This window comes from Kaistia adipata DSM 17808, assembly GCF_000423225.1.
GTDB classification, from domain to species: Bacteria; Pseudomonadota; Alphaproteobacteria; order Rhizobiales; family Kaistiaceae; genus Kaistia; species Kaistia adipata.
The window spans coordinates 510,105-531,805 of record NZ_AUHO01000010.1 but is presented as its reverse complement, the minus strand read 5'-3'; the positions used below and the strand labels follow the sequence as shown (position 1 = coordinate 531,805).

Sequence of the window (21,701 nt, the reverse complement as noted above, 5' to 3'; positions counted from 1 at the left end):
CCGGACGGGCCGCGGAACCGCGGACGGCCTGTGCATGGCGCCGACGGCGCCCTGTTTCCAACACGCTTCCGTGATGCAACCATGCCGGCATGTGGACCGCCGAGCCCCGTTCCGCCCACCCCGCTCCCGCCCCGGCCGTCCCGCGACGGGCACGCCGGCGGGGCGCCGTGACGCGCAGCCTGCTCGGGGTTGTGGCGATGATCGGAGCGATGATGACGGCATCGACGGGGAGGCCCGAGGCGCAGGCCGCGGCAACCGGCCGGCATGGCGAACGCCTGGCCGGGCTGGAGCAATGCAGCCTGGTCGATGGCGAGGCGGGCGTCGTCACCCATGTCATTGATGGCGACACGCTGGTGCTCGACAACCAGCTCGAGGTGCGCCTCGTCGGCATGCAGGCGCCGAAGCTGCCGCTCGGCCGGCCCGGCTTCATCGCCTGGCCGCTCGCGACCGAAGCCAAGGCGGCGCTCGAGACGATCGCGCTCGGCAAGGCGGCGCAGCTTCGCTATGGCGGCACGCGACGCGACCGATACAACCGGGCGCTGGCGCATGTGACGATCCTGCCCGAGCAGGGAGACCCGGTCTGGGCGCAGAGCGCCATGCTGTCGCAGGGGCTGGCCCGCGTCTATTCCTTCGCCGACAATCGCCAGTGCGTCGGCGCGTTGATGAAGGTCGAACGGGAGGCGCGCAAATCGGGGCTTGGCGTCTGGAGCGATCCATATTACGCCATCCGCCCTGCAACCGATCCGGCCCTTGCAAGCCGGCACGATGTATATGATCTGGTTGAAGGACGCGTGGTTTCAGTCGGCGAGCGCGGCCCGATCGCCTATCTCGATTTCGGGCGGGACTGGTCGACGGATTTCACGGCCGTGTTGACCACGGAGGCGATCACCGCCTTCGCGGAGGGCGGCATCGGCGTGGAAACGCTGACGGGGCAACGAGTCAGATTGAGGGGCTGGATCGAAAGGCACGGCGGACCGAGCATGCGGGTGACGCACCCGGAACAGCTCGAGCTGCTGGACCAATGGTGACGAATGACGGCATTCACTGCCCAGTTGGATAAGGAGCGTCCGCGCTCCCGCGGCGCGCTTCTCGGCAAGGCGACGATCGTCACGGCGGCACTCCTGCTCGCCGGCTGCACGACCGTGCTCGAACAGACCTATGGCCCGCCCCAGACCACGGCAGGCGCCGCCGTGCCGCCGCCTGTCGATCCCGAGCAGGCGCGGATCGGCGCGCAGGAGCATCCCCGCATCGTCGCGAGCTTCGGCGGCATCTATCACGACGACAAGCTCGAGAAGACGCTCGCCCGCATCGTCGGCCGCATCGTCGCGGCCTCGGACGACCCGTCGCAGTCCTACCGCATCACCATCCTGAACACGCCCTCGGTCAACGCCTTCGCACTGCCTGGCGGCTATCTCTACGTGACGCGCGGCCTGCTCGCGCTCGCCAATGATTCCTCCGAGGTCGCCGCCGTCATCGCGCACGAGATGGGCCACGTCACCTCCAACCACGCCATGCAGCGCCAGGACAAGGCGCGCGCGGCGATGATCGTCAGCCGGGTCGTCACCGACGTGCTGCAGGACGGCAATGCCGGCCAACTGGCGCTCGCCTCGAGCCAGCGCAACCTCGCCGCCTTCTCGCAGCAGCAGGAGCTGGAAGCCGATGCGATCGGCGTCCGCACCATCGGCAAGGCGGGCTACGACCCCTTCGCCGCCTCGCGCTTCCTCGACCTGATGGGCCGCTTCGCCGGCTACAAGTCGGCCGGCAGCGTGCAGGACAAGCGGCCGGACTTCCTCGCCTCGCATCCGGCGACGCCGCAGCGCGTCGATTTCGCCGTCCGCGCCGCCCGCCAGTTCGGCGCCCCCGGCATCGGCGAGGTCGACCGCGACCGCTACCTGCAGGGCATCGACGGCATGCTCTATGGCGACGATCGCTCGCAGGGCTTCGTCCGCGGCAAGAATTTCTACCATCCCACCCTCGGCGTCGCCTTCACCGTGCCGAGCGGCTTCGTGCTCGACAACACCGCCGATGCGGTGCTGGCGACCGCCCCCGACGGCACGGCGCTGCGCTTCGACGGCGCCAACCTGCCGGCCGGCACGCCGCTCGCCGACTATATCGCGTCTGGCTGGGTGAACGGGCTCGACCGCAACTCGATCCAGAGCTTCACCGTCAACGGCCTCGAGGCGGCCTCCGCCCGCGCCGAGGCGAAGGGCTGGGTGTTCCGCATCGCCGTCATCCGCGTCGGCGCCAACGCCACCTATCGCTTCATCTTCGCCAATGAGAGCGACACGCCGGGCCTCGGCCAGGCCGCCACCGAAACGGTGCAGAGCTTCCGCAAGCTGTCGCCGCAGGAAGCGGCCGCGCTGAAGCCGCTCCGGATCCAGGTCGTCTCCGTCCGGCCCGGCGACACGGTCGACAGCCTCGCCCGCAGAATGCAGGGCGTCGACCGGCCGGCCGATCTCTTCCGCGCGCTGAACGACATCAAGCCGGGCGCGGCGCTGAAGCCGGGCGAGAAGGTCAAGATCGTCTCGGACTGAGCTTCGGCGCGGCCCGCCCGCACCGGATCGGACCTATCCCATGCAGGCCGAATAGGGCCTGGCGCAGCCGCGATCGTCGGGAAGCCGCGCGATCGCGCCGTCGTGCCTCGGCAACCCGCAGAGGGCGGCGATCGCGTCGAGCGCCTTGTCCGGCGCGGCGAGCATCGCCTCATAGGACAGGACCAGGCTGATATCCGGGTAGATCCGCGCCACTTCCTCGATCATCCGGAGATACCAGGCAACATGGGCGCGCGCCGCTTCGACGGCATAGGCGTAGGCGTTGCCGCTCCGATAGCTCTTCATGAGCATGCGCAGGACCGTGTCGTCGACATCGCGCCGGACCAGGACAAAGCGCGCGCCCGGCAGCGTCTCGGCCAGGAAGGCGACGCGATGGATCAGGCCGGGATTGGTCGTGGTGAACGTCGTCCCCGGCCTGCCCGCCCGTTCCGTCGCGGCGCGATAGCTGTCGCGAAATGTCTGTCGGAGCGGCTCCGGCAGGTCGTCCGCCTCGCCGTCATCCGGCAGGGCGTGCCGGTTCAGCGTCAGCCGCCAGCAATCGCCGATGAGGGAATTCTCGTAGCCGCGCTCGACCCCCGGCAGCTCGGCGGCCAGCGTCTCGGCCGTCGTCTTGCCCGCGCGCGACGCACCGAGGATGACGAGGGTGGAGCATGGGCCCGCGGCGTCCAGGCCGCCCCGGACCGACGACGACCGGAGCCGCGCCAGAGCTTCGGCTTCCCGCGTCTCCTCCCGCTGTCGCGCCGTCCGCTTCGACGGCCACAAGACGGCGTTCGCCTTCTCGATGATCGCCCATGCCTCCGCATGGCGCCCCGCGCGGTCGAGCACGACGGCGCGACCGAAATCGAGGAGGCCCTGCGCTTCGTCATTCTGGCCGCGCATCCCGGCGAACGCCGCCAGCAGATCGATCCGCACGACCTCCGGAGGCAGGTCGGCAAGCTGCGCCAGGATCTCGCCGGACCGGATCCCGCGCGCCAGCAGCCCCTCGAACAGGCGCGCGGCCGCCTCGAACCGGTGCAGCTGGGCATGAGCCCGCCCGAGACCGTAGACCACCCGCTCGTTGTCCGGATCCAAAAGCTGCGCGCGCTCATAGATGCGCAGAGCCGCGTGACCATTGTCCGAGCCGAGATAGAGCTGCCCGATCAGGACGAGCGTTTCGACATCCTCCAGCAGGGAGGCTGGCAGCGCGGGCTCCGTCATGGCCTCGCCGGCATAGCCGAGCCCGACCAGTCCGGTCGCCAGGTTGCGACGCGCGTCGGCGAAGGCGGGATCGGCCGAAAGCGCCTCGCCATAGGCCAGAACCGCCTCGCCCCGCCGTCCCAGCGCGCGCAGGGCGTTGCCCCGATTGTTGTGCGCCTCCGGATAGGCCGGCCGCAGCGCGATCGCCTGGTCGCAGGCGGCCAGCGCCTCCGGGTAGCGCTGCACTTGCTGCAGGACATAGGCGAGATTGTTGTGCGCGTCGGCGAGGACGGGCTTCTGCCTGACGGCCAGCTTGTAGTGCCGGATCGCCGCGTCCAGGCGGCCCATGCCGGTCAGCGCGAAGCCGAGCCCGTTGTGCAACTCGGCGGAGCCGCCGTTCTGACGCAGCGCCGGTTCGAGCAGCGATACCGCGTCGTCGAAGCGCCGATGCCGGATCATCTCCATACCGGCGCCGGCGAGCAATCGCGGATCGGCAAGGGCCTGCGCGACGATGCCGCGATAGAGGGCGTCCGCCTCGGTGAACTGGCGCCTTGCGGCGAGGCTTGCCGCCTGCCGGAACATGTGCGGCAGCGACCCGGGCCGGCTCTGCGGCGCGGCGGCGAGAATGGGCGACGTCACCGTCGGGAAGCGGGTCGGGGTCTTCATGCCATGGCCAAACCGGTCTCGACGTCGAGACCCGGTCCCGGCACTCTAGCAGCTGCGCGCCGATCGGCCAGCGGGCACGTGGACGGCGGCGGGATCCGGTTCAACGCAGCCTCGACCAGCTGCAACAAAAAAGGGCGCCCGAGGCGCCCTTTTTCATGGTCGTTGCTTCGCTCAGACGTCGAAGCGGCTGACGTCGCGGACCGCGCCCTTGTCGGCACTGGTCGCCATCGCGGCATAGGCCTTGAGCGCGGTCGTGACGTTGCGCTTGCGCGGCTTGACCGGCTTCCAGCCATCCTTGCCGCGGGCGTCCATGGCGGCGCGGCGCGCCGCGAGTTCCTCGTCGGAGATGACGATGCGCAGCACGCGGTTCGGGATGTCGATCTCGATCGTATCGCCTTCCTCGACCAGGCCGATGGCGCCGCCGGCCGCAGCCTCTGGAGCGACGTGACCGATCGAGAGGCCCGAGGTGCCGCCGGAGAAGCGGCCGTCGGTAACCAGCGCGCACGCCTTGCCGAGGCCGCGCGACTTCAGGTAGCTGGTCGGATACAGCATCTCCTGCATGCCGGGGCCGCCGCGCGGGCCTTCGTAGCGGATGATGACGACGTCGCCGGCCTTGACCTTCTTGTTCAGGATGCCGAGCACGGCGTCGTCCTGGCTCTCGAAGATGACGGCAGGGCCGGTGAACTTCAGGATCGACTCGTCGACGCCGGCGGTCTTCACCACCGAGCCGTTCAGCGCGATGTTGCCCTTCAGGACGGCGAGGCCGCCATCCTTCGAGAAGGCGTTCGGCACGTCGCGGATGGCGCCCTTCTCGCGGTCGAGATCGAGCTCGCTCCAGCGCTTGTCCTGGCTGAAGGCGACCTGCGTCGGCACGCCGCCCGGCGCGGCGCGGTAGAACTCGCGCACGCTCTCGCTGTTGGTCTGGCGGATGTCCCAGCGGGCGATCGCCTCGGCCATGGTCGAGGAATGGACGGTCGGCAGGTCGAGATTCAGCAGGTCGCCGCGGGCCAGTTCGCCGAGGATCGCCATGATGCCGCCGGCGCGGTGCACGTCCTCCATGTGGACATCCTGCTTGGCCGGCGCGACCTTGCAGAGCACGGGAACATGGCGCGACAGGCGGTCGATGTCGTCGAGGTCGAAATCGATCTCGCCCTCATGCGCGGCGGCGAGGATGTGCAGCACGGTGTTGGTCGAGCCGCCCATGGCGATGTCGAGCGTCATCGCGTTCTCGAACGCGCCGAACGAGGCGACGTTGCGCGGCAGCACGCTCTCGTCGTCCTGCTCGTAGTAGCGACGGGTGATGTCGACGATCTGGTGGCCAGCCTCGACGAACAGGCGCTTGCGGTCGGCATGCGTCGCCAGCGTCGAGCCGTTGCCGGGCAGCGACAGGCCGAGCGCCTCGGTCAGGCAGTTCATCGAGTTGGCGGTGAACATGCCCGAGCAGGAGCCGCAGGTCGGGCAGGCGTTCTGCTCGATCAGCTTGACGTCGGCGTCGGAGACCGTCTCGTCGGCGGCGGCGACCATGGCGTCGACCAGGTCGAGCGCATGCAGCTTGCCGTCGGACAGCACGACCTTGCCGGCCTCCATCGGGCCGCCGGAGACGAAGATCGTCGGGATGTTGAGGCGCAGCGACGCCATCAGCATGCCGGGGGTGATCTTGTCGCAGTTGGAGATGCAGACCATGGCGTCGGCGCAGTGGCCGTTGACCATGTACTCGACCGAGTCCGCGATGACCTCGCGGCTGGGCAGCGAGTAGAGCATGCCATCATGGCCCATCGCGATGCCGTCGTCGATGGCGATGGTGTTGAATTCCTTGGCGATGCCGCCTGCCTTCTCGATCTCGCGCGCCACCAGCTGGCCGAGGTCCTTCAGGTGGACGTGGCCGGGAACGAACTGCGTGAACGAGTTCACCACCGCGATGATCGGCTTGCCGAAATCGCCATCCTTCATGCCGGTGGCGCGCCAGAGGCCGCGCGCGCCGGCCATGTTGCGGCCATGGGTGGAGGTACGGGAACGATAGGCAGGCATTGTGAACCCTCGATCTGCAGCGGTTTCCCTCCTTTGGGCGCCGCCGAGCGAATGGCGCCTCCGAGGGTGGAAGTCGTTAGGTTGGTTGCACCAAAGATACCGGGATGTCGAGATAATTTCGAGCTTCCGGGCTTGCGCACCCGGCGCTCCGGTGCCATTTCAACCGTACGAGCGGGGTCCGGGCCCCTCTGGCGGTGCGTCGCCCACCGTGATGTCGGACCCATTAACGCCTGTTGGCCCCGGCGGCATCTGCTCGTGATTCATGGATATAGCTTCGCTCTTCGCCGCCGATTTTCTCGGCCATTCCGTTGCCGCCTGGACGCTCTTCATGGGCGTCGTCGTCGTGCTGCTGGTGCTGGACCTCGGAGTCCTCAACCGCGGCGACCACGAGATCGGCATTCGCCGCAGCCTGATCCTTTCCACCTTCTACATCAGCGTCGCCCTGCTTTTCGGCGCCTGGGTCTGGTGGGATCTCGGCGCCGAATCCGGCATGCTGTTCCTGACCGGCTTCGTGGTCGAGAAGAGCCTGGCGCTCGACAACATCTTCGTGATTTCGCTGATCTTCGGCGCCTTCGCGATTCCGCGCGCCTATCAGCATCGCGTGCTGTTCTGGGGCATTCTCGGCGTGCTGGTGCTGCGCGCCATCATGATCGGCCTCGGCGCCGCGCTGATCTCCTCCTTCGGCTGGATCCTCTACTTCTTCGGCGCCTTCCTGATCATCACCGGCATCAAGATGATGTTCTCCGGCCACGAGCCGATCAACATCGAGGACAACCGCATCCTGAAGCTGGTGCGGCGGGTGATCCCGGTTTCGCCGAAGCTGGACGGCCACAACTTCTTCACCCACGTCACCAAGCCCGACGGCAAGGTGCACCGGGTGGCGACGCCGCTGTTCCTGGCGCTGGTCTCGATCGAGATCGCCGACATCGTGTTCGCGGTCGACAGCGTGCCGGCCGTGTTCGCGATCACGACCGACCCCTACATCGTCTACACCTCGAACATCTTCGCCATCCTCGGCCTGCGCGCGCTCTATTTCGCGCTCGCCGCGATGGTGCACCGCTTCGACTACCTGAAATACGCGCTCGCGCTCGTGCTGGTGATCGTCGGCGGCAAGATCTTCTGGACGCACCTGGTCGGTCCGGTGAACACCTTCGTGTCGCTCGGCTCGACCATCGGCATCCTCGCCGCCGGCGTCCTCCTGTCGCTCTGGAAGACGCGCAACGAGGTCGAGATCGCCGATCAGTCCGGCGACAGCGACGTCTCGACCAGCCGCACCCAGTAGGATGCGCCGATCGGCAGCGCCTCGTCGTTGAAATCATAGGCCGGGTTGTGCAACCCGGCCGAGTCGCCATTGCCGATGAAGATGAAGGCGCCGGGACGCTTCTCCAGCATGTAGGAGAAGTCCTCGCCGCCCATCATCGGCGCCACGTCGCGATCGACGCGCTCGGCGCCGACGATCCCGGCGGCGACGTCGGCGGCAAAGCGGGCGTTGTCGGCGTGGTTCACCGTCACCGGATAGTTGCGGTCGTAGTCGACCGCGATGTCGGCGCCATAGACGGCACCGATGCCGGCCGCGACCTCGCGGATGCGCTTTTCCGCCAGGTCCCTCATCTCGCCAGTCAGCGTGCGCACGGTGCCGCCGAGGCAGGCGGTCTCCGGAATGATGTTGTGCGCCTCGCCGGCATGGAACTTGGTCACCGACACGACCACGGATTCAAGCGGATCCACGGAGCGCGAGACGATCGTCTGCAGGGCCTGCACGAGTTGCGTGCCGACGACGATCGGATCGATGCTCGCATGCGGCTTGGCGGCATGTGCGCCATGCCCGGTGATGACGAGGTTGAACTCGTCGGTCGCCGCCATGATCGGGCCCGGGCGGATCGCGAACTGGCCGATGTCGAGGCCGGGCATGTTGTGCATGCCATAGACCTCGTCGATGCCGAAGCGCTCCATCAGCCCGTCGTCGATCATGGCCTTGCCGCCACCGCCGCCCTCCTCAGCCGGCTGGAAGATCACGACCGCCGTGCCGTCGAAATTGCGCGTCTCGGCCAGATATTTCGCCGCCCCGAGCAGCATCGCCGTATGGCCGTCATGGCCGCAGGCGTGCATCTTGCCGGGCACGGTTGAGGCATAGGGCTTGCCGGTCACCTCGGTCAGCGGCAGCGCGTCCATGTCGGCGCGCAGGCCGATGGTGCGACCGCCGGCGCCGCGCTTGCCGCGGATCACGCCGACGACGCCGGTTCGGCCGAGCCCCGTCACCACCTCGTCGACGCCGAACTCGGCCAGGCGCTCCGCGACCTTCTCCGCCGTGCGATGCACCTCGTAGAGGATCTCCGGATGACGATGCAGATCATGGCGCCAGGCAGCGACTTCGTCCTGATACTCGGCCAGACGGTTGATGATCGGCATTCGGAACTCCGCAGGTTACAACGCGAAGTCCCAGCTTAACGGCGCTGCAGCAAAAAATCACGAGCCGGATCGCGCTCGCCCAACAGTTCAGTCCGGCCGACGATCGCCGCCTTCCGGTCCGTCGCCGGCCTTGCGCCGCTCGGGGTCGTCCGAGGGGCTCTCTGTGTGGCTGGCCGCGGCGGAATAGGAATGCGTCGGCGACCGGCTCGTCGCATGGGCATCGCCGAACGCCTCGGCGAAGCCGTGCCCGCCCTGCTGCTGCGAGCCGGATTGCCGGTGAAAGCCATGGCTGTAGACGAAACCCTGCGACTGCGCGAAGCCGCCCCGGCGCCAGTTCGGGCCCGGCGCGCCCCCATCCGGATCGAAAGGCGCCATCACGGCCATGATCCGCATGCCGCGCTCGGCCAGCGCCGCCTCGATGAGGGCGTCGCGCCGAATGCGCAGATGCGCGGCCATGAACTGGACCGGAACCTGCTGGCTGCCGAGATACCAGGCGATCTGGGCAAGCGTCGCGGGGTCGGGCGCGGTGATTTCGGCGAGCGGCTCGGCGGCGGCCTCGACGGCAATGATGCGACCGTCCTCCAGCAGCAAGCCGTCGCCCTCCCTCAGGCCGACGGCGACGGGCAGGTCGAGCAGGAAGGAGACGCCACCCTTCGCCGACATGACGACGCGCCGGCGATGCCGCGCCTCGAAGTCGAGCAAGACGCTGTCGGCAGGAGCCCCGCTCCAGGAGCCAGCTGGAAGTACGGCGGTTGCGCGGATCATTTCGGCGCCTCTTCGAAAAGAGCCACGCCTTCCGGAGGCGCGACAGGCACGCCGGCACGGCAAGCGCAGCGAAGCACGTTCGCGAACCCAAGACCCGCCCGTGTTCTAGAACATTCCGCAGCGGAATTCCACGTTCGATCGGCCGCGCCTCCCGGCGCCGCGCTGAGTCTCGGCCAAAAACCGGACCGCCGGGCGCCGCGCCACCGGACGGCGGTGCGCTCGCGATATCGCCATTTCGGCCCATATTCCAAGGGCTTCGCGAAGCCGCGCGCGACCCGACAATCCGTCGCTTTGCCAAGCGCCGCCGAGATCGGTTATTCAAAACCGACGCGCCGGTGCTGCCGGCCCTCGCGATCCCCCGATACGGACAAGCCTGATATGCATTTCGTGACCCGATCGATCGCCCGGCTATTCGCCCTGTTCCTGATGATCGGCATCGGCACGAGCGCCGCCACGGCGGTCGAAACGCCCTACATCGTCGTCGACCTCGACAACGGCAAGGTGCTGGCGGAGCGCAACCCGCACCAGATGTGGTACCCGGCCTCGATCACCAAGCTGATGAACGCCTATGTCGTGTTCAAGGCGCTGCGCGACGGCCGCCTCAAGATGTCGAGCCAGGTCGTCGTCTCGCGCCACGCGCTGAACGAGGCGCCGAGCAAGATGGGCTACCGCGTCGGCACCATCATCGATCTCGACAATGCGCTGAAGATGATGATGGTCCATTCGGCGAACGACATCGCCATGGCCATCGCCGAGACCGTCGGCGGCAGCGAGGAAGGCTTCGTCGCGATGATGAACGCCGAGGCGGCCCGGCTCGGCATGACCTCGACCCGCTTCGTCAATCCGAACGGCCTGCCCGGCGAAGGCCAGTACACCACCGCCCGCGATCTCGCCGTGCTCGCCCGCGCGCTCTGGACCGAGTTTCCCGAGCGCCGCGAGCTCTACGGCATCACCGCGATCCGCTCCGGCAACCGCGTGCTCAAATCCGCCAACACGCTGCTCGAGCGCTATCCCGGCTCCAGCGGCATGAAGACCGGCTTCATCTGCGCCTCCGGCTTCAACGTCGTGGCGACCGCCTCGCGCGGCAACAAGACGCTCGCCGCCGTCGTGCTCGGCGCGCCCAACGGCAAGGACCGCGCCGAGCTGGCGGCGCGCCTGATGAACCAGAGCTTCGGCAGCCTCGCCCTGACCGGCGCGCGGCCATCGCTGGCGAGCTACAAGGGCAATTCGCCCGTGCCCGAGGCAATCAACATGCGCCAGGACATCTGCGGCCGGAAGGATCGCGGCGAGCACGAGGCCGAGGGCGGCCAGAACGCCGCCCTGCCGAGCGCGCTGCAGCCGCGCGTCCAGCTGATGGAGCCGATCGTCGTCTCGATCCTCGGCGTCCGCAAGCCGGATGGCACGTTCCTGACGCCGCAGGAGGCCGAGGCCGAGGAGATCGCGGCCGCCGAGGCCGCCGCCGCGGCCAAGGCCGCCAAGAAGAAGGGCGGCAAGGCGGCGAGCAAGAAGGATGGCGACAAGAAATCCGCCGCCAAGCCGACGCCGCGCACGAAGCCGGTCAAGGCGAAGGCGACGGAGAAGGTGCCCGCCAAGCCGGCGGCCAAGCCGAAGATCGAGGTCGGCGTGCCGTTCGATTCGACCGATGTCGCGCCCCTGCCGGAATCGACGCTCGCGATCACCCAATAGCCCCGGCGGCAACATGATGAGCGATTCCGCCCTCCCCCAGCCGGCGCGCCAGCGCCCAAAGCCGATCCCTCTCACCGTGCTGACCGGCTTCCTCGGCGCCGGCAAGACGACGCTGCTCAACCGGCTGCTGAAGGATCCGGCGCTGGCCGGCACGGCGGTCATCGTCAACGAGTTCGGCGAGATCGGGCTCGATCATCTGCTGGTCGGCGAATCCGAGGACGGCATCATCGAGCTCTCCTCGGGCTGCCTCTGCTGCACCATTCGCGGCGAGCTGGTGACGACGCTCGAGAACCTGCTCCGCGCCCGCGACAACCATCGCATCGACCGGCTCGACCGCGTCGTGATCGAGACGACGGGTCTCGCCGATCCGGCGCCCGTCCTGCAGAGTGTGCTGCTGCACCCCTATCTCTCGCTGCGCTACCGGCTCGACGGCGTCGTCACCGTCGTCGACGCCGTGAACGGCGCGAAGACCCTCGACATGTCCGAGGAAGCGGTGAAGCAGATCGCCGTCGCCGACCGCATCGTGCTGACCAAGACCGACCTCGCCGGCGCCGACCCGGACATCGTGGCACGGATCCACGCGCTGAACCCCGGCGCGCGCATCCTCGACGCCGCTGGCGGCGAGGCGGAGCCGCGTTTCCTGTTCGACACTCAGCCCTTCTCGACGGAAGGCAAGATCGCCGACGTGGCCGAATGGCTGGCCGCCGAGGCCCATGATGATGATGACCACCACCATCATCATCATCACCATGGTCACGACCATCCCGATCACCATCACCACGATGCGTCGCACCGGCACCAGCACGCGCACGACGCCAACCGGCACGACGACCGCATCCGCTCCTTCACCGCGACGCGGACGACGCCGATCGCCCGCCCCGCGCTCGAGGACTTTCTCGACCGCCTGGTGCGCGAGCATGGCGCCAGCCTGCTGCGGCTGAAGGGCCTGGTCGCCACCGCCGATGCGCCGGATTGGCCGCTCGTCGTCCAGGCGGCCCAGACCGTCTTCCATCCGCCCGTCCGCCTGCCGGCCTGGCCCAGCCCGGATCACCGGTCTCGTCTGGTTCTGATCGTGCGCGACCTCTCCGAGGCGGCGGAGCGCGCCATCGTCGGCGCCTTCTCCGACCTGCCGCAGAGCGACACCGCCGACGCCGCGACGATCGCCGACAATCCGCTCGCCATCTCCGGCTTCTCCGGCACCTTCAAGCCCTGAGGCCCGGCCGCCCCGCCGCTACCGCCCGGGATCGACCCGGCATGGCCGCGCCGGCGAGGGCAATCGACGCGCGCGGAGCCGGAAAAATGCACGGAACCGAAACCGGCCGGGGTCGTTGACGCCCAGGATGCAACCGGAAGGAGACGGAGATGTCGATCAGGATGCTCTTGGTCGCCGCCACGGCGACAGCCCTTGTTTTGCCATTCGCGCCGCTCGAGGCGCTGGCGGTCACGAAGAGCCAGGCCCAGACGATCTGCATCAACGCGGCCGCCACCAGCAACAACGCGCTGCGCGGCAACATCCAGATCCGCCGCGCCAAGCCGCACAAGGCCGGCTATGAATTCGGCCTCGTCGTCGACGGCCGCGAACTGAACTGCATCGTCACCAAGAGCGGCAAGATCCAGTATCTGCAGTGAGGCGCCCTCGCCACGCCCGCCCTTCGCGCCCATGATGCCGGCCCCTCGGAACCAACCGATTCGGAGCCGGCATGCCCCTCGTCCTGACACTCTGCGGCAGCCTGCGCGCGCAATCCTCGAACCGGTCGCTGCTGGACGCCGCGGAGCGGGTGGCGCCGGAAGGCGTGCGCTTCGAGCACTTCACGGCCATCGACCGCCTGCCGCACTTCAATCCGGACGTCGAGCAGGCCGGGCTGCCGGAAGAGGTCGCCGATCTGCGCCGCCGCGTCGGCGCCGCCGACGCCATCCTGATCTCCTGCCCGGAATATGCGCGCGGCATTCCCGGCGCCTTCAAGAATGCGCTCGACTGGCTGGTCGGCGGCCCGGAGTTTCCCGGCAAGCCGATCGCGCTCTTCAACGCGTCGCCACGCGCCTCCGACGCGCAGGCGGCACTCCGCCTCGTGCTGACGACGATGTCGGGCCGGGTGATCGACGAGGCGGGCATTACCGTCGCGCTGCTGGCCAAGGGTCTGACCGCCGAGGCCATCGCGGCCGACAGCGCCCTGTGGCCCCAGATCGTCGCCGGTGTCGACCGCCTGCTCGCGGCGATCGGCGAAGCCTAGGCCTCCGACACGGCCGGCCCGCGCTCGATCAGGAAGCGCAGCAGCGCGGCATCGCCCGCGCCGCTTCGGTCCTGGCGCACCAGACGATGGCCGTCCTGCTGGCAGAGATGCGGGATGTCAATCGCCGCCATCGGATCGGTCGCCTCGACCAGCAGCCGCTTGCCCTCGGCCATGCCCGCCATCAGCTTGCGCGCCTTCAGCACCGGAAGCGGACAGGCCAGCCCGCGCGCGTCGAGTACTCGGTCGCTGCGCCAGGCGGTCTCGGTCCCCATCTCGACAGGCTCGGTCATCGGTTCAGGCGATCTCCAGATTGCGTGGGCCCGCCAGAGGTGGCGGCGAACGCTTTCTTAAAGCAGGACGCCCTAGATAACACGCTCCGCCGACCGGCCGGCCGATGCGACGGCTTGGCGCAATTCCGCTCAGGGGGCAACCGGTGCGTCTATCCTTCATCGGACTGGTCGAACGCTGGGCGCCCGCATCGCTGCGCCCGCGCCTCGCCCGTTTCGCGGCAATCGGGGACAGCATCCTGACCGGCCGGGACGACCGCGCCGTGGCGCAGCGCATGGCGCTGATAGCCTTCGCCATCCGCATCGTCAGCGCCGTCATCGCCTATCTGAGCCAGGTCGTGCTGGCGCGCTGGATGGGCGATTTCGAATATGGCGTCTATGTCGTCGTCTGGGTCGGCGCCGTGATCATCGGCGGCCTGGCCTGCCTCGGCATCCAGACGGCGGTGGTCCGCTTCGTCCCCGAATATGCCGCCCGCAACGACATGGCGCTCCTGCGCGGCATCGTCATCGGCAGTCGCGCGCACGGGCTCGCCACCGCGACGCTGATCGCCGCGATCGGGCTCGCCGGCATCGCCCTCTTCCGCGACCAGATCGCCAGCTACTACGTGATGCCGCTCTATCTCGCCGCCATCTGCGTGCCGATGCTGGCGATCGGCGAGATCCAGGACGGCCTCGCGCGCGGCTTCAACTGGGCGGATCTCGCGCTCGGGCCGACCTTCATCATCCGCCCGCTGCTGATCATCGCCTTCACCTTCCTGGCGTTCGAAATGGGCGCCCTGCCGGACGCGACGACGGCGATGGGAGCGGCGATCGTCGCGACCTACCTGACCAGCCTGCTGCAGATGGCGGCCCTCGCCTATCGGACGCGCAGGGTCGTGCCGCCCGGCCTCCGCCGCTACAGCTCGCTGACCTGGCTGGCGGTGGCGTTCCCGATCTTCCTGGTCGAGGGCTTCTTCAACCTGCTGACCAATGTCGACATCCTGATCGTCGGCCAGCTGCGCGCGCCGGAAGAGGTCGCCGTCTATTTCGCCGCGGTGAAGACGCTCGCCCTGGTGCATTTCGTCTATTTCGCCGTCCGCGCCGGCACGATGCAGCGCTTCTCGCAATATTACGCCTCCGGCGACCGCGCCCGCTTCGAGGCGACGGTGCGCGATTCCCTGCACTGGACCTTCTGGCCGTCGATCGCCGCCGTGCTGGTGCTGCTGGTCTGCGGCCGCTTCCTGCTGTCCCTGTTCGGCGAAAGCTTCGTTTCCGGCTTCCCGCTCATCTTCGTGTTCTCGATCGGCCTGCTCGTCCGCGCCTCGATCGGCCCGGCGGAGAGCATCCTGACCATGGCGGGCGAACAGCGCGTCTGCGCCGCCGTCTATGCCGGCACCTTCCTGGTCAACCTGATCCTGAACTATTCGCTGATCCCGCATTTCGGCCTGATGGGCGCGGCCGTCGCCACCTCGCTCGCGCTGGGGCTGGAGACGCTCGCCGTCTACCTCGCCGTCCGCTGGCGGCTGAAGCTGCGCTGTTCGATCTTCCACGTGCTTGGCTCGCGCGGCACGATCACGCTCGCCGCGCGACAGGGCGAGCAGGCCTGATGGACGGCGCGGCGCCTACGAATGGCGTGCCGGCCGCCCCGCGCCTGGCGGAGGAGAACCCGTTCTATTCGGATGCGATCCTGAACGCCGCGCGCGACCACCTCGGCGACGACAGGGTGCGCGTGGTTCGACTGCCGAACATATTGGTGCCTATCCGCCCGACGCGCCTCGGCCACCTCGTCCCGGCGATCGCGACCTGGGTGCATCGACTGGGCCCGCTCGGCACGCCGCGCTTCGACGCCGGCGATCCCGCTGCCGCCGCGACCGAGCTGATCGCCGCCATGGACGGCGACAGGCCCGGGCGCCGTATCCTCGAATTCCCCTATCTGCCGCTCGACGGCGCCGTCGCTTCCGCCCTCCGCAAGGAGGCCGAGCGGCAGGGCCGGCCGGTGACGATCCTCGACGCGCATCGCCGCGCCGTGCTGCGGCGCGCCTCGACGGACGTCGCGGGCGGGATGACCGCCAAGAAGCGCAAGGAACTGGCGCGGCAGAGGCGGCGGCTCGGGGAAATGGGCGCGCTCACGATCGAGCACGTCACGGCGGCCGACGCGCTTCCCGGCGCGCTGGCGGATTTCTTCGCGCTGGAGGCGAGCGGCTGGAAGGGCCGGCGCGGCACCGCCCTCGCCCTCCGTCCGGCGGAAAAGGCCTTCGCGGAAGCGGCGGTCGCCGAGGCGGGAGCGCGGGGCGACGTCGCCATCCATGCGATCCGGCTCGACGGCAAGGCGATCGCCATGCTGGTCAGCTTCCGGTCCGGCGATACGGCCGTCACCTGGAAGATCGCCTATGACGAGGCGCTCGGCCGCTACTCGCCCGGCGTGCACGTGATGCTCGCCGCCTCGGAATGGCTGCAGGCCGACCCCGCCATCGCCGTGGTGGATTCTCTCGCGATCGCCGACCATCCGATGGTCGACCATCTCTGGCCCGACCGGCTCGCGATCGGCATGCTGGTGATCGGCCCCAGGGGCGGAAGCGCGGCCTATCGGCTCGGCATCGCGCTGGCGCGGCTGGAGCTGCGCCTTCGCCCTCTCGCCCGGCGCGCCGTCCACGCCCTGCGCAAGAAGCTCAGGCGATCTGCAGCAGCCGCAACGCCAGCAGGCTGATCGCGCCGAGCGTCAGCAGCGACAGGATCACGGTCGCGGTGACCCGCACACCGGCCCGCGCCACCGCGCGGACATCGACGCCGAGGCCGAGCGCCGCCATGGCGAGCACGGTCAGGAAGCTCGCCGCCGTGCTGGCGTGGGCGGCCAGTTCGGCCGGCAACAGGCCCGCCGAGCGGAGCATGCCGAGCGCGACGAAGCCGAGAATGAACCAGGGCAGCATGTGGCGCAGCGGCAGCCGCCCGGCCCCGGCCGCCCCCTTGCCCGCACGACTTTCCAGCAGGGAAAGGACGAGCACGACGGGGCCCAGCATCAGCACGCGCAGCAGCTTGACCAGCGTCCCCATCTGCAGGCTGACGGCCGAGACCGGCGCGGTCGCCGCCAGCACTTGCGGCACGGCATAGACGGTGAGGCCGGCGAAGGCGCCATACTGCGTCGCGGAGAGGCCGAACACCGGCGCCAGCAGCGGCAGGACGAGCACGACGACGACGCCGAGCACGGCCGTGAAGGCGATCGCCGAGACGACGTCCTCGCCATCGGCGCGGATGACCGGCGCGGCGGCGGCGATGGCCGAGTTGCCGCAGATCGAGTTGCCGCAGGCGATCAGGATCGCCATCTGCCGTTCCAGCCCCAGCAACCTGCCGATGCCGTAGCTGACCAGGATGGCAGCGGCGACCACCAGGGCGACGCCGACCAGCAGGCTGATGCCCTGCGCCGCCACCGCGGCCGCGCTGATCGAGGCGCCGAGCAGCATCACCGCGACCTCGAGCAGGGTCTTGGCGCTGAAATTGACGCCGGGCAGGAAGGCGGCGTGCGGTTCCCAGAGCGAGCGCACCGCGACGCCGATCAGGATCGCCAGCACGACGCCGTCGAGCCAGGCGCGCCCGAACAGGGTGACTTCGAGCGCCTGAAGCCCCAGCGCCGCCACCGAGACAGCAGCGGTCAGGGCGAGGCCGGGAGCGAGCGATTGCAGGCGCGCGGAGAATGAACGTGCCAATTGGGTCATATCGGCAAGATGCGATTGCCCCGACATGCAATCCATCTCGAAATATATTACCATTCATTCGATCCAATCGAACGATAGACGCCATGACGCTCGACCAACTGCGGATTTTCGTCGCCGTCGCCGAGCGCGAGCACCTCACCCGCGCCGCCGAAGCCCTGCACTTGACGCCATCCGCCGTCAGTTCGGCCATCCATGTCCTCGAGAACCGCTATGACGCGCGCCTGTTCGATCGCGTCGGACGAAGGATCGAACTGACCGAGGCGGGCCGGATCTTCCTCGACGAGGCCCGGGCGACGCTGGCCCGGGCCGAGGCGGCGGAACTGGCGCTGTCGGAGCTCGGCGGCACGATGCGCGGCACGCTGACGATCGAGGCCAGCCAGACCATCGCCAGCTACTGGCTGCCGCCGGCGCTGATCCGTTTCCGCGCCGAGCATCCGCTTGTCCATGTCCGCCTTGGAGCCGGCAACACGGAGACGGTGCGGCGGGCCGTGCATGACGGCGCGGCGGAGATCGGTTTCATCGAGGGCCTGATCGACGACCCGATGCTGGCCAGCCGGCAGGTCGGCGAGGACCGGCTGATCATCGTCACCGCGCCGGGCCACCCTCTGGCGGCATCGCGCGACGTCGGCGCCCAGGAACTGGCCGCGACGCGCTGGATCCTGCGGGAACGCGGTTCCGGCACGCGCTCGGTGTTCGAGGCGGCGCTGGCCGCGCGCGGCATCGCGCCGGATATCCTGACCGTCGACCTGGAACTGCCGAGCAATGAATCCGTGCGCGCCGCCGTCGAGATGGGCGGCCATGCGACCGTCATCTCCGAGCGCGCCGCCGCGCCGCACATCGCCGCCGGCACGCTGGCGCGCGCCGCCTTCACCATGACGCCGCGCGCCTTCAGCATGATCTGGCACAAGGAGCGCTACCGCTCCCGCGCGGCGCGGGCGCTCGATCCGCTGCTGCCGGATGGCCGGGAGGCCGGCTAGCAGCCCGGGTCGCGCATCCTCGCGCGACCCGCTGCGTTCGCTGGCTAGCGGTTGGCGACGGCGCCACCGAACGAAACGACCGTGCTGCCGTCGGCCGGCAGCGGCTGGGCGCCGGCCACCGGTGGGCGCTCATAGGGCTTGGCCAGCACCAGCGACCAGTAGACCTTGTACTTGCTGTTCGGCGCATAGGCCGTGCCGATGCCGATCCGGGTGACGCCGGGCTTCAGCATGTTGGCGTTGTGATGCTTGGAATCGCGCCAGCCGGAGAAGGCTTCCGCCAGCGTGCGGTAGCCGGCGCCGACATTCTCCGCCGCCAGGCCCGCATCGAAACCGGACGCGGCGAGGCGACGCTTGAAGCTGCCGCCGACGTCGTGATTGACCTTGTCGGCCCTGGCCATGGCGCGGGCCTGCTCCGCCGCCATCTTGTTCAGCAGCGGGTCGACGGTGACCGGGCCGAGGCCCTTATTGGCGCGATAACCCGAAATCAGGTTCGCCGCCGCCTGCGGATCGACGGTCGCGCCGGCGGCATCGATCCGGTCGTAGAAGACGGGCGATTTCGGCGTGTCGACGGTCTCGGAGCAGCCGGCCAGCACGGCGGCGGCGGCGAGCACCGAAAGGAGCATGGGCATGCGCCGGGAGAAGGTGATCATGGAACGGCCTCGGGGGTCAGGAAACGTCGACGAAGGACATAGACGAAAATGGCAAACGAACTGCGAACGCTGCGTCAGCCGGGCAAGGCGATTTCCGCCTCCTTCAGCCGGCTCAGGATGGCAAAACGAAGGTCGGACTTGACCGTCCCGCCGCCGGAGATGTCGGCGAGATAGCAGCGCAGCTCGAAATCGAGCGCCTTCTCGCCGAAATTCAGGAACAGCACGACCGGCTCCGGATAGCGCAGGACGAGGGTGTGCGCCTTGGCGCACTCGATCAGGATGGCCTTCACCTGCTCGGCGTCGGCGAGCTTGCTGACCGTCACTGGCACGGTGATGCGGCCCGATCGGTCGCGCAGCACCATGTTCTTGACGATGCCGGTGATCAGGCTCGAGTTCGGCACGATGACCGTGGCGCGGTCGAAGGTCTCGATCTCGGTCGCGCGCACATTGATGCGCTTCACCGTGCCCTCCTCGGCGCCTACCGTGATCCAGTCGCCGGCCCGGATCGGCCGCTCGGCCAAAAGGATCAGGCCGGAGACGAAATTGTTCACGATCGCCTGCAGGCCGAGACCGATACCGACGGAGAGCGCGCCGGCGACGATGGCGATGTTGGAGAGGTCGAGGCCGGCATAGCCGAAGGCCAGCGTCGCCGCGATGATCATGCCGACATAGCCGAAGGAAGTGCGGATCGAGTTGCGCAGTCCGGAATCGAGTCGCGTCGTCGGCAGGAAGCGCGTGTCGAGCCAGTTCTGCAGGCTGCGCGTGATCAGGAGACCGATCAGGAACACCGCGACGCCGGTCAAGAGCGTCGACAGCGAGATGGTGAGCGAGCCGATCTTGAAGCCGAGGAACAGCTGCTGGATCGTCCCGAACAAGCCGGAGGAATCGACGCCCCACTGCGCCACGATGGCGAGGAAGGCGAGGCCGATCAGCACCAGATGGATGGCGCCATTGGTCAGCACGCCGACCTGGGTCACGGAACGCGGCGCGAAGCCGACGGACGAAATCAGCCGGCTGCCGACCAAGCCGTCGCGATTGAACGATGCGGCCGTCAGCTCGTCGGTGAGCTTCAGCAGCAGATAGAGCAGCGCCAGGACCGCCGTGATCCAGACGATCTGCGTGGTGATGAAGCGCCCGAGCGCGACATAGCCCATCAGGCAGGCCAGGATGGCGATGCCGGCGGCCAGTCCGGCCGCCATCAGCGCGAGGCGGCCGAGGCCGTACTCCTCGGCGTCGGTATCGTCGGGCTCCTCCTCCGACGGATCGGGGCGCCGCGTCAGCACACGAACCATGGCGATCACGAGGCCGGCGATGACGATCGACGCCGCGCCGTCGAGCGCGATCACGAAGGGCAGCGAGGCCAGCGTCACCTTCGCGACGCTCTGGTGCACGACGACCAGCGCCTGCAGCGCGGCGATCGCCACGGCCAGCCGGAAGGCGCGGGTGGCGACGGCGTCTTCGAGCGAGATCAGTCGCCAGGCGGCGCGCGTCGGCGCGAGCAGCGCGCGCGCCACGCCGAAGGCGAGCGAGAAGAACACGACCGCCGCCGTCGCACCCAGCCAGAGCAGGCTGATCCGGTACGGCATCAGGTCGAGCGCCTTCAGGATGGAGTGCCCGCCGGTCAGCACGACCAGCGGCAGGAAGACATTCACCGCGACGATCGCCGCCGCCGAGACGATCTTCGAGCGCGTGTTGGGTTGGAGATCGAGGCCGGGCCGGCGCAGCTTGGAGAGCAGGAAGCGGCGCCCCGGCACCAGCACCACGATGATGGCGGCGAGCAGGGCGACGAAGATCGCCACCACGGAGCGATTGGCCTGCTTCCCGACGACGCTCGCCCATTCGCTGATGACCGAGCCGGTCCGGCTGGCGATCGCGGGCACGTCGCCCGCCGCGTCGCCCCAGAGGCTGGGATCGATCAGGCTGGTGTTGCGCTCGAGCAGGGCCGCGGTGAAGCGGGTACGCCGGCGTTCGCTGATCTGCGACAGCGCATAGGAGCCATGGCTTGCGACGGCCAGGGCCTGCTTCTGGAAACCGGCGAGATCGGCGAGTTCCTGCTGGGCCTGCTCCCGGGTCTGCTTGGCAGCCTCGGATTCCGGCGCATCGGTCGCCGTCGGCTTCAGCTGTTCGACCTGGGTCGTCGCCGCCGCCACCTTCGGCGTCAGCGCCTCGGCCATGACATTCGCCGCGGCAATGATCTCGGTCGTCTGCTGCTTCAGGTTCTTGAAGTCCGCGTCGGTGGTGCCTTCCTGCTCGATCGCGACATCGATCTTTTCCAGCGCCAGATTCCAGACGTCGATCTGCTTCTGCGGATCCTCCAGCTGCGCAGCCGCCCCCCCCACCATGACAGCCAGGAAGATGAAACCGACCAGGAGCGCACCAAGGCCTTGACGCAGCCATGGCTGCGAAGCCCGACGGCGGTTGGGGGCGGACTTGTGAAACAAGAAGATCTCCTGCTGGGCAGACGCATTACCGGGAGGATCGCACCTTGCAGCTATAGTATGAATGATGACGAGAATAGGGAGTTCCGGGCCAATTTTGTCGTCGCGGCAGCGAGGCCGGACCGCCGCTCCATGACAGGGCGGACG

18 protein-coding genes are annotated in these 21,701 nt (G+C 68.8%); 10 read left to right on the top strand and 8 right to left on the bottom strand.

Annotation, left to right across the window (positions count from 1 at the left end; genetic code table 11):
• Positions 1-212 precede the first annotated feature (212 nt).
• Together G539_RS0111355 and G539_RS0111350 are read left to right on the top strand one after the other, a co-directional pair.
• Complete coding sequence (locus tag G539_RS0111355) at positions 213-1,028, top strand: thermonuclease family protein (RefSeq protein WP_156911940.1); 816 nt, start codon at positions 213-215, stop codon at positions 1,026-1,028.
• A gap of 3 nt (positions 1,029-1,031) precedes the next feature.
• On the top strand, positions 1,032-2,534 hold the full coding sequence (locus G539_RS0111350) for a M48 family metalloprotease (RefSeq protein WP_051231300.1): 1,503 nt from the start codon (positions 1,032-1,034) through the stop codon (positions 2,532-2,534).
• 33 nt (positions 2,535-2,567) lie between these two features.
• Here the strand turns inward: G539_RS0111350 and G539_RS0111345 are convergent, their stop codons facing one another.
• Complete coding sequence (locus G539_RS0111345) at positions 2,568-4,394, bottom strand: tetratricopeptide repeat-containing sulfotransferase family protein (protein WP_029075309.1); 1,827 nt, start codon at positions 4,392-4,394, stop codon at positions 2,568-2,570.
• Positions 4,395-4,565: 171 nt separating this feature from the next.
• Positions 4,566-6,422 (bottom strand): dihydroxy-acid dehydratase, encoded by a 1,857-nt coding sequence (gene ilvD / locus G539_RS0111340; RefSeq protein ID WP_029075308.1) that lies wholly within the window; start codon positions 6,420-6,422, stop codon positions 4,566-4,568.
• 262 nt (positions 6,423-6,684) lie between these two features.
• Between ilvD and G539_RS0111335 the strand changes: the two genes are divergently transcribed.
• A complete protein-coding gene (locus G539_RS0111335) occupies positions 6,685-7,704 on the top strand; it encodes a TerC family protein (protein WP_029075307.1) in 1,020 nt (339 codons plus the stop codon).
• Here G539_RS0111335 and G539_RS0111330 read toward each other — a convergent pair.
• Together G539_RS0111330 and G539_RS27040 are read right to left on the bottom strand one after the other, a co-directional pair.
• Positions 7,662-8,831 carry a M20 aminoacylase family protein gene (locus tag G539_RS0111330; RefSeq protein WP_029075306.1) on the bottom strand — a complete coding sequence of 390 codons (1,170 nt, stop codon included), beginning with the start codon at positions 8,829-8,831 and terminating at the stop codon, positions 7,662-7,664. The two genes, G539_RS0111335 and G539_RS0111330, sit on opposite strands and share 43 nt — an antisense overlap.
• 87 nt (positions 8,832-8,918) lie before the next feature.
• Positions 8,919-9,596 carry an urease accessory protein UreE gene (locus tag G539_RS27040; RefSeq protein WP_245576861.1) on the bottom strand — a complete coding sequence of 226 codons (678 nt, stop codon included), beginning with the start codon at positions 9,594-9,596 and terminating at the stop codon, positions 8,919-8,921.
• A gap of 378 nt (positions 9,597-9,974) precedes the next feature.
• Between G539_RS27040 and G539_RS26700 the strand changes: the two genes are divergently transcribed.
• The 4 genes from G539_RS26700 (at position 9,975) to G539_RS0111305 (ending at position 13,513) form a co-directional block, all read left to right on the top strand.
• Entirely contained in the window at positions 9,975-11,282 is a 1,308-nt protein-coding gene (locus tag G539_RS26700) for a D-alanyl-D-alanine carboxypeptidase family protein (RefSeq protein ID WP_051231298.1), read from the top strand.
• Between the two features lie 16 nt (positions 11,283-11,298).
• Positions 11,299-12,495 (top strand): CobW family GTP-binding protein, encoded by a 1,197-nt coding sequence (locus tag G539_RS0111315; protein ID WP_029075305.1) that lies wholly within the window; start codon positions 11,299-11,301, stop codon positions 12,493-12,495.
• Between the two features lie 149 nt (positions 12,496-12,644).
• Positions 12,645-12,911 (top strand): hypothetical protein, encoded by a 267-nt coding sequence (locus G539_RS0111310; RefSeq protein ID WP_029075304.1) that lies wholly within the window; start codon positions 12,645-12,647, stop codon positions 12,909-12,911.
• A gap of 71 nt (positions 12,912-12,982) precedes the next feature.
• Entirely contained in the window at positions 12,983-13,513 is a 531-nt protein-coding gene (locus G539_RS0111305; protein WP_029075303.1) for an NADPH-dependent FMN reductase, read from the top strand.
• Here G539_RS0111305 and G539_RS0111300 read toward each other — a convergent pair.
• Complete coding sequence (locus tag G539_RS0111300) at positions 13,510-13,803, bottom strand: sulfurtransferase TusA family protein (RefSeq protein WP_051231297.1); 294 nt, start codon at positions 13,801-13,803, stop codon at positions 13,510-13,512. The two genes, G539_RS0111305 and G539_RS0111300, sit on opposite strands and share 4 nt — an antisense overlap.
• A 143-nt stretch (positions 13,804-13,946) precedes the next feature.
• On the opposite strand from G539_RS0111300, the gene G539_RS0111295 reads away from it, so the two are divergent.
• The gene (locus G539_RS0111295) at positions 13,947-15,386 is read left to right on the top strand and encodes a lipopolysaccharide biosynthesis protein (protein ID WP_029075301.1); all 1,440 of its coding nucleotides are present in this window, start codon (positions 13,947-13,949) and stop codon (positions 15,384-15,386) included.
• The gene (locus G539_RS24485) at positions 15,386-16,486 is read left to right on the top strand and encodes a GNAT family N-acetyltransferase (RefSeq protein WP_051231296.1); all 1,101 of its coding nucleotides are present in this window, start codon (positions 15,386-15,388) and stop codon (positions 16,484-16,486) included. Before G539_RS0111295 ends, G539_RS24485 begins: the two co-directional genes overlap by 1 nt.
• Here G539_RS24485 and G539_RS0111285 read toward each other — a convergent pair.
• Positions 16,449-17,489, bottom strand: a complete 1,041-nt coding sequence (locus tag G539_RS0111285) for a YeiH family protein (protein WP_051231295.1) — start codon at positions 17,487-17,489, stop codon at positions 16,449-16,451. The two genes, G539_RS24485 and G539_RS0111285, sit on opposite strands and share 38 nt — an antisense overlap.
• Before the next feature lie 83 nt (positions 17,490-17,572).
• Between G539_RS0111285 and G539_RS0111280 the strand changes: the two genes are divergently transcribed.
• The gene (locus G539_RS0111280) at positions 17,573-18,466 is read left to right on the top strand and encodes a LysR family transcriptional regulator (protein WP_029075299.1); all 894 of its coding nucleotides are present in this window, start codon (positions 17,573-17,575) and stop codon (positions 18,464-18,466) included.
• Positions 18,467-18,510: 44 nt separating this feature from the next.
• Here G539_RS0111280 and G539_RS24480 read toward each other — a convergent pair whose 3' ends face one another.
• Both G539_RS24480 and G539_RS0111270 read right to left on the bottom strand, forming a co-directional pair.
• Positions 18,511-19,116: a CAP domain-containing protein gene (locus G539_RS24480; RefSeq protein ID WP_029075298.1), complete on the bottom strand. Its 606-nt coding sequence runs from the start codon at positions 19,114-19,116 to the stop codon at positions 18,511-18,513.
• 74 nt (positions 19,117-19,190) lie between these two features.
• The gene (locus G539_RS0111270) at positions 19,191-21,557 is read right to left on the bottom strand and encodes a DUF3772 domain-containing protein (protein WP_169516638.1); all 2,367 of its coding nucleotides are present in this window, start codon (positions 21,555-21,557) and stop codon (positions 19,191-19,193) included.
• Positions 21,558-21,701 lie beyond the last annotated feature (144 nt).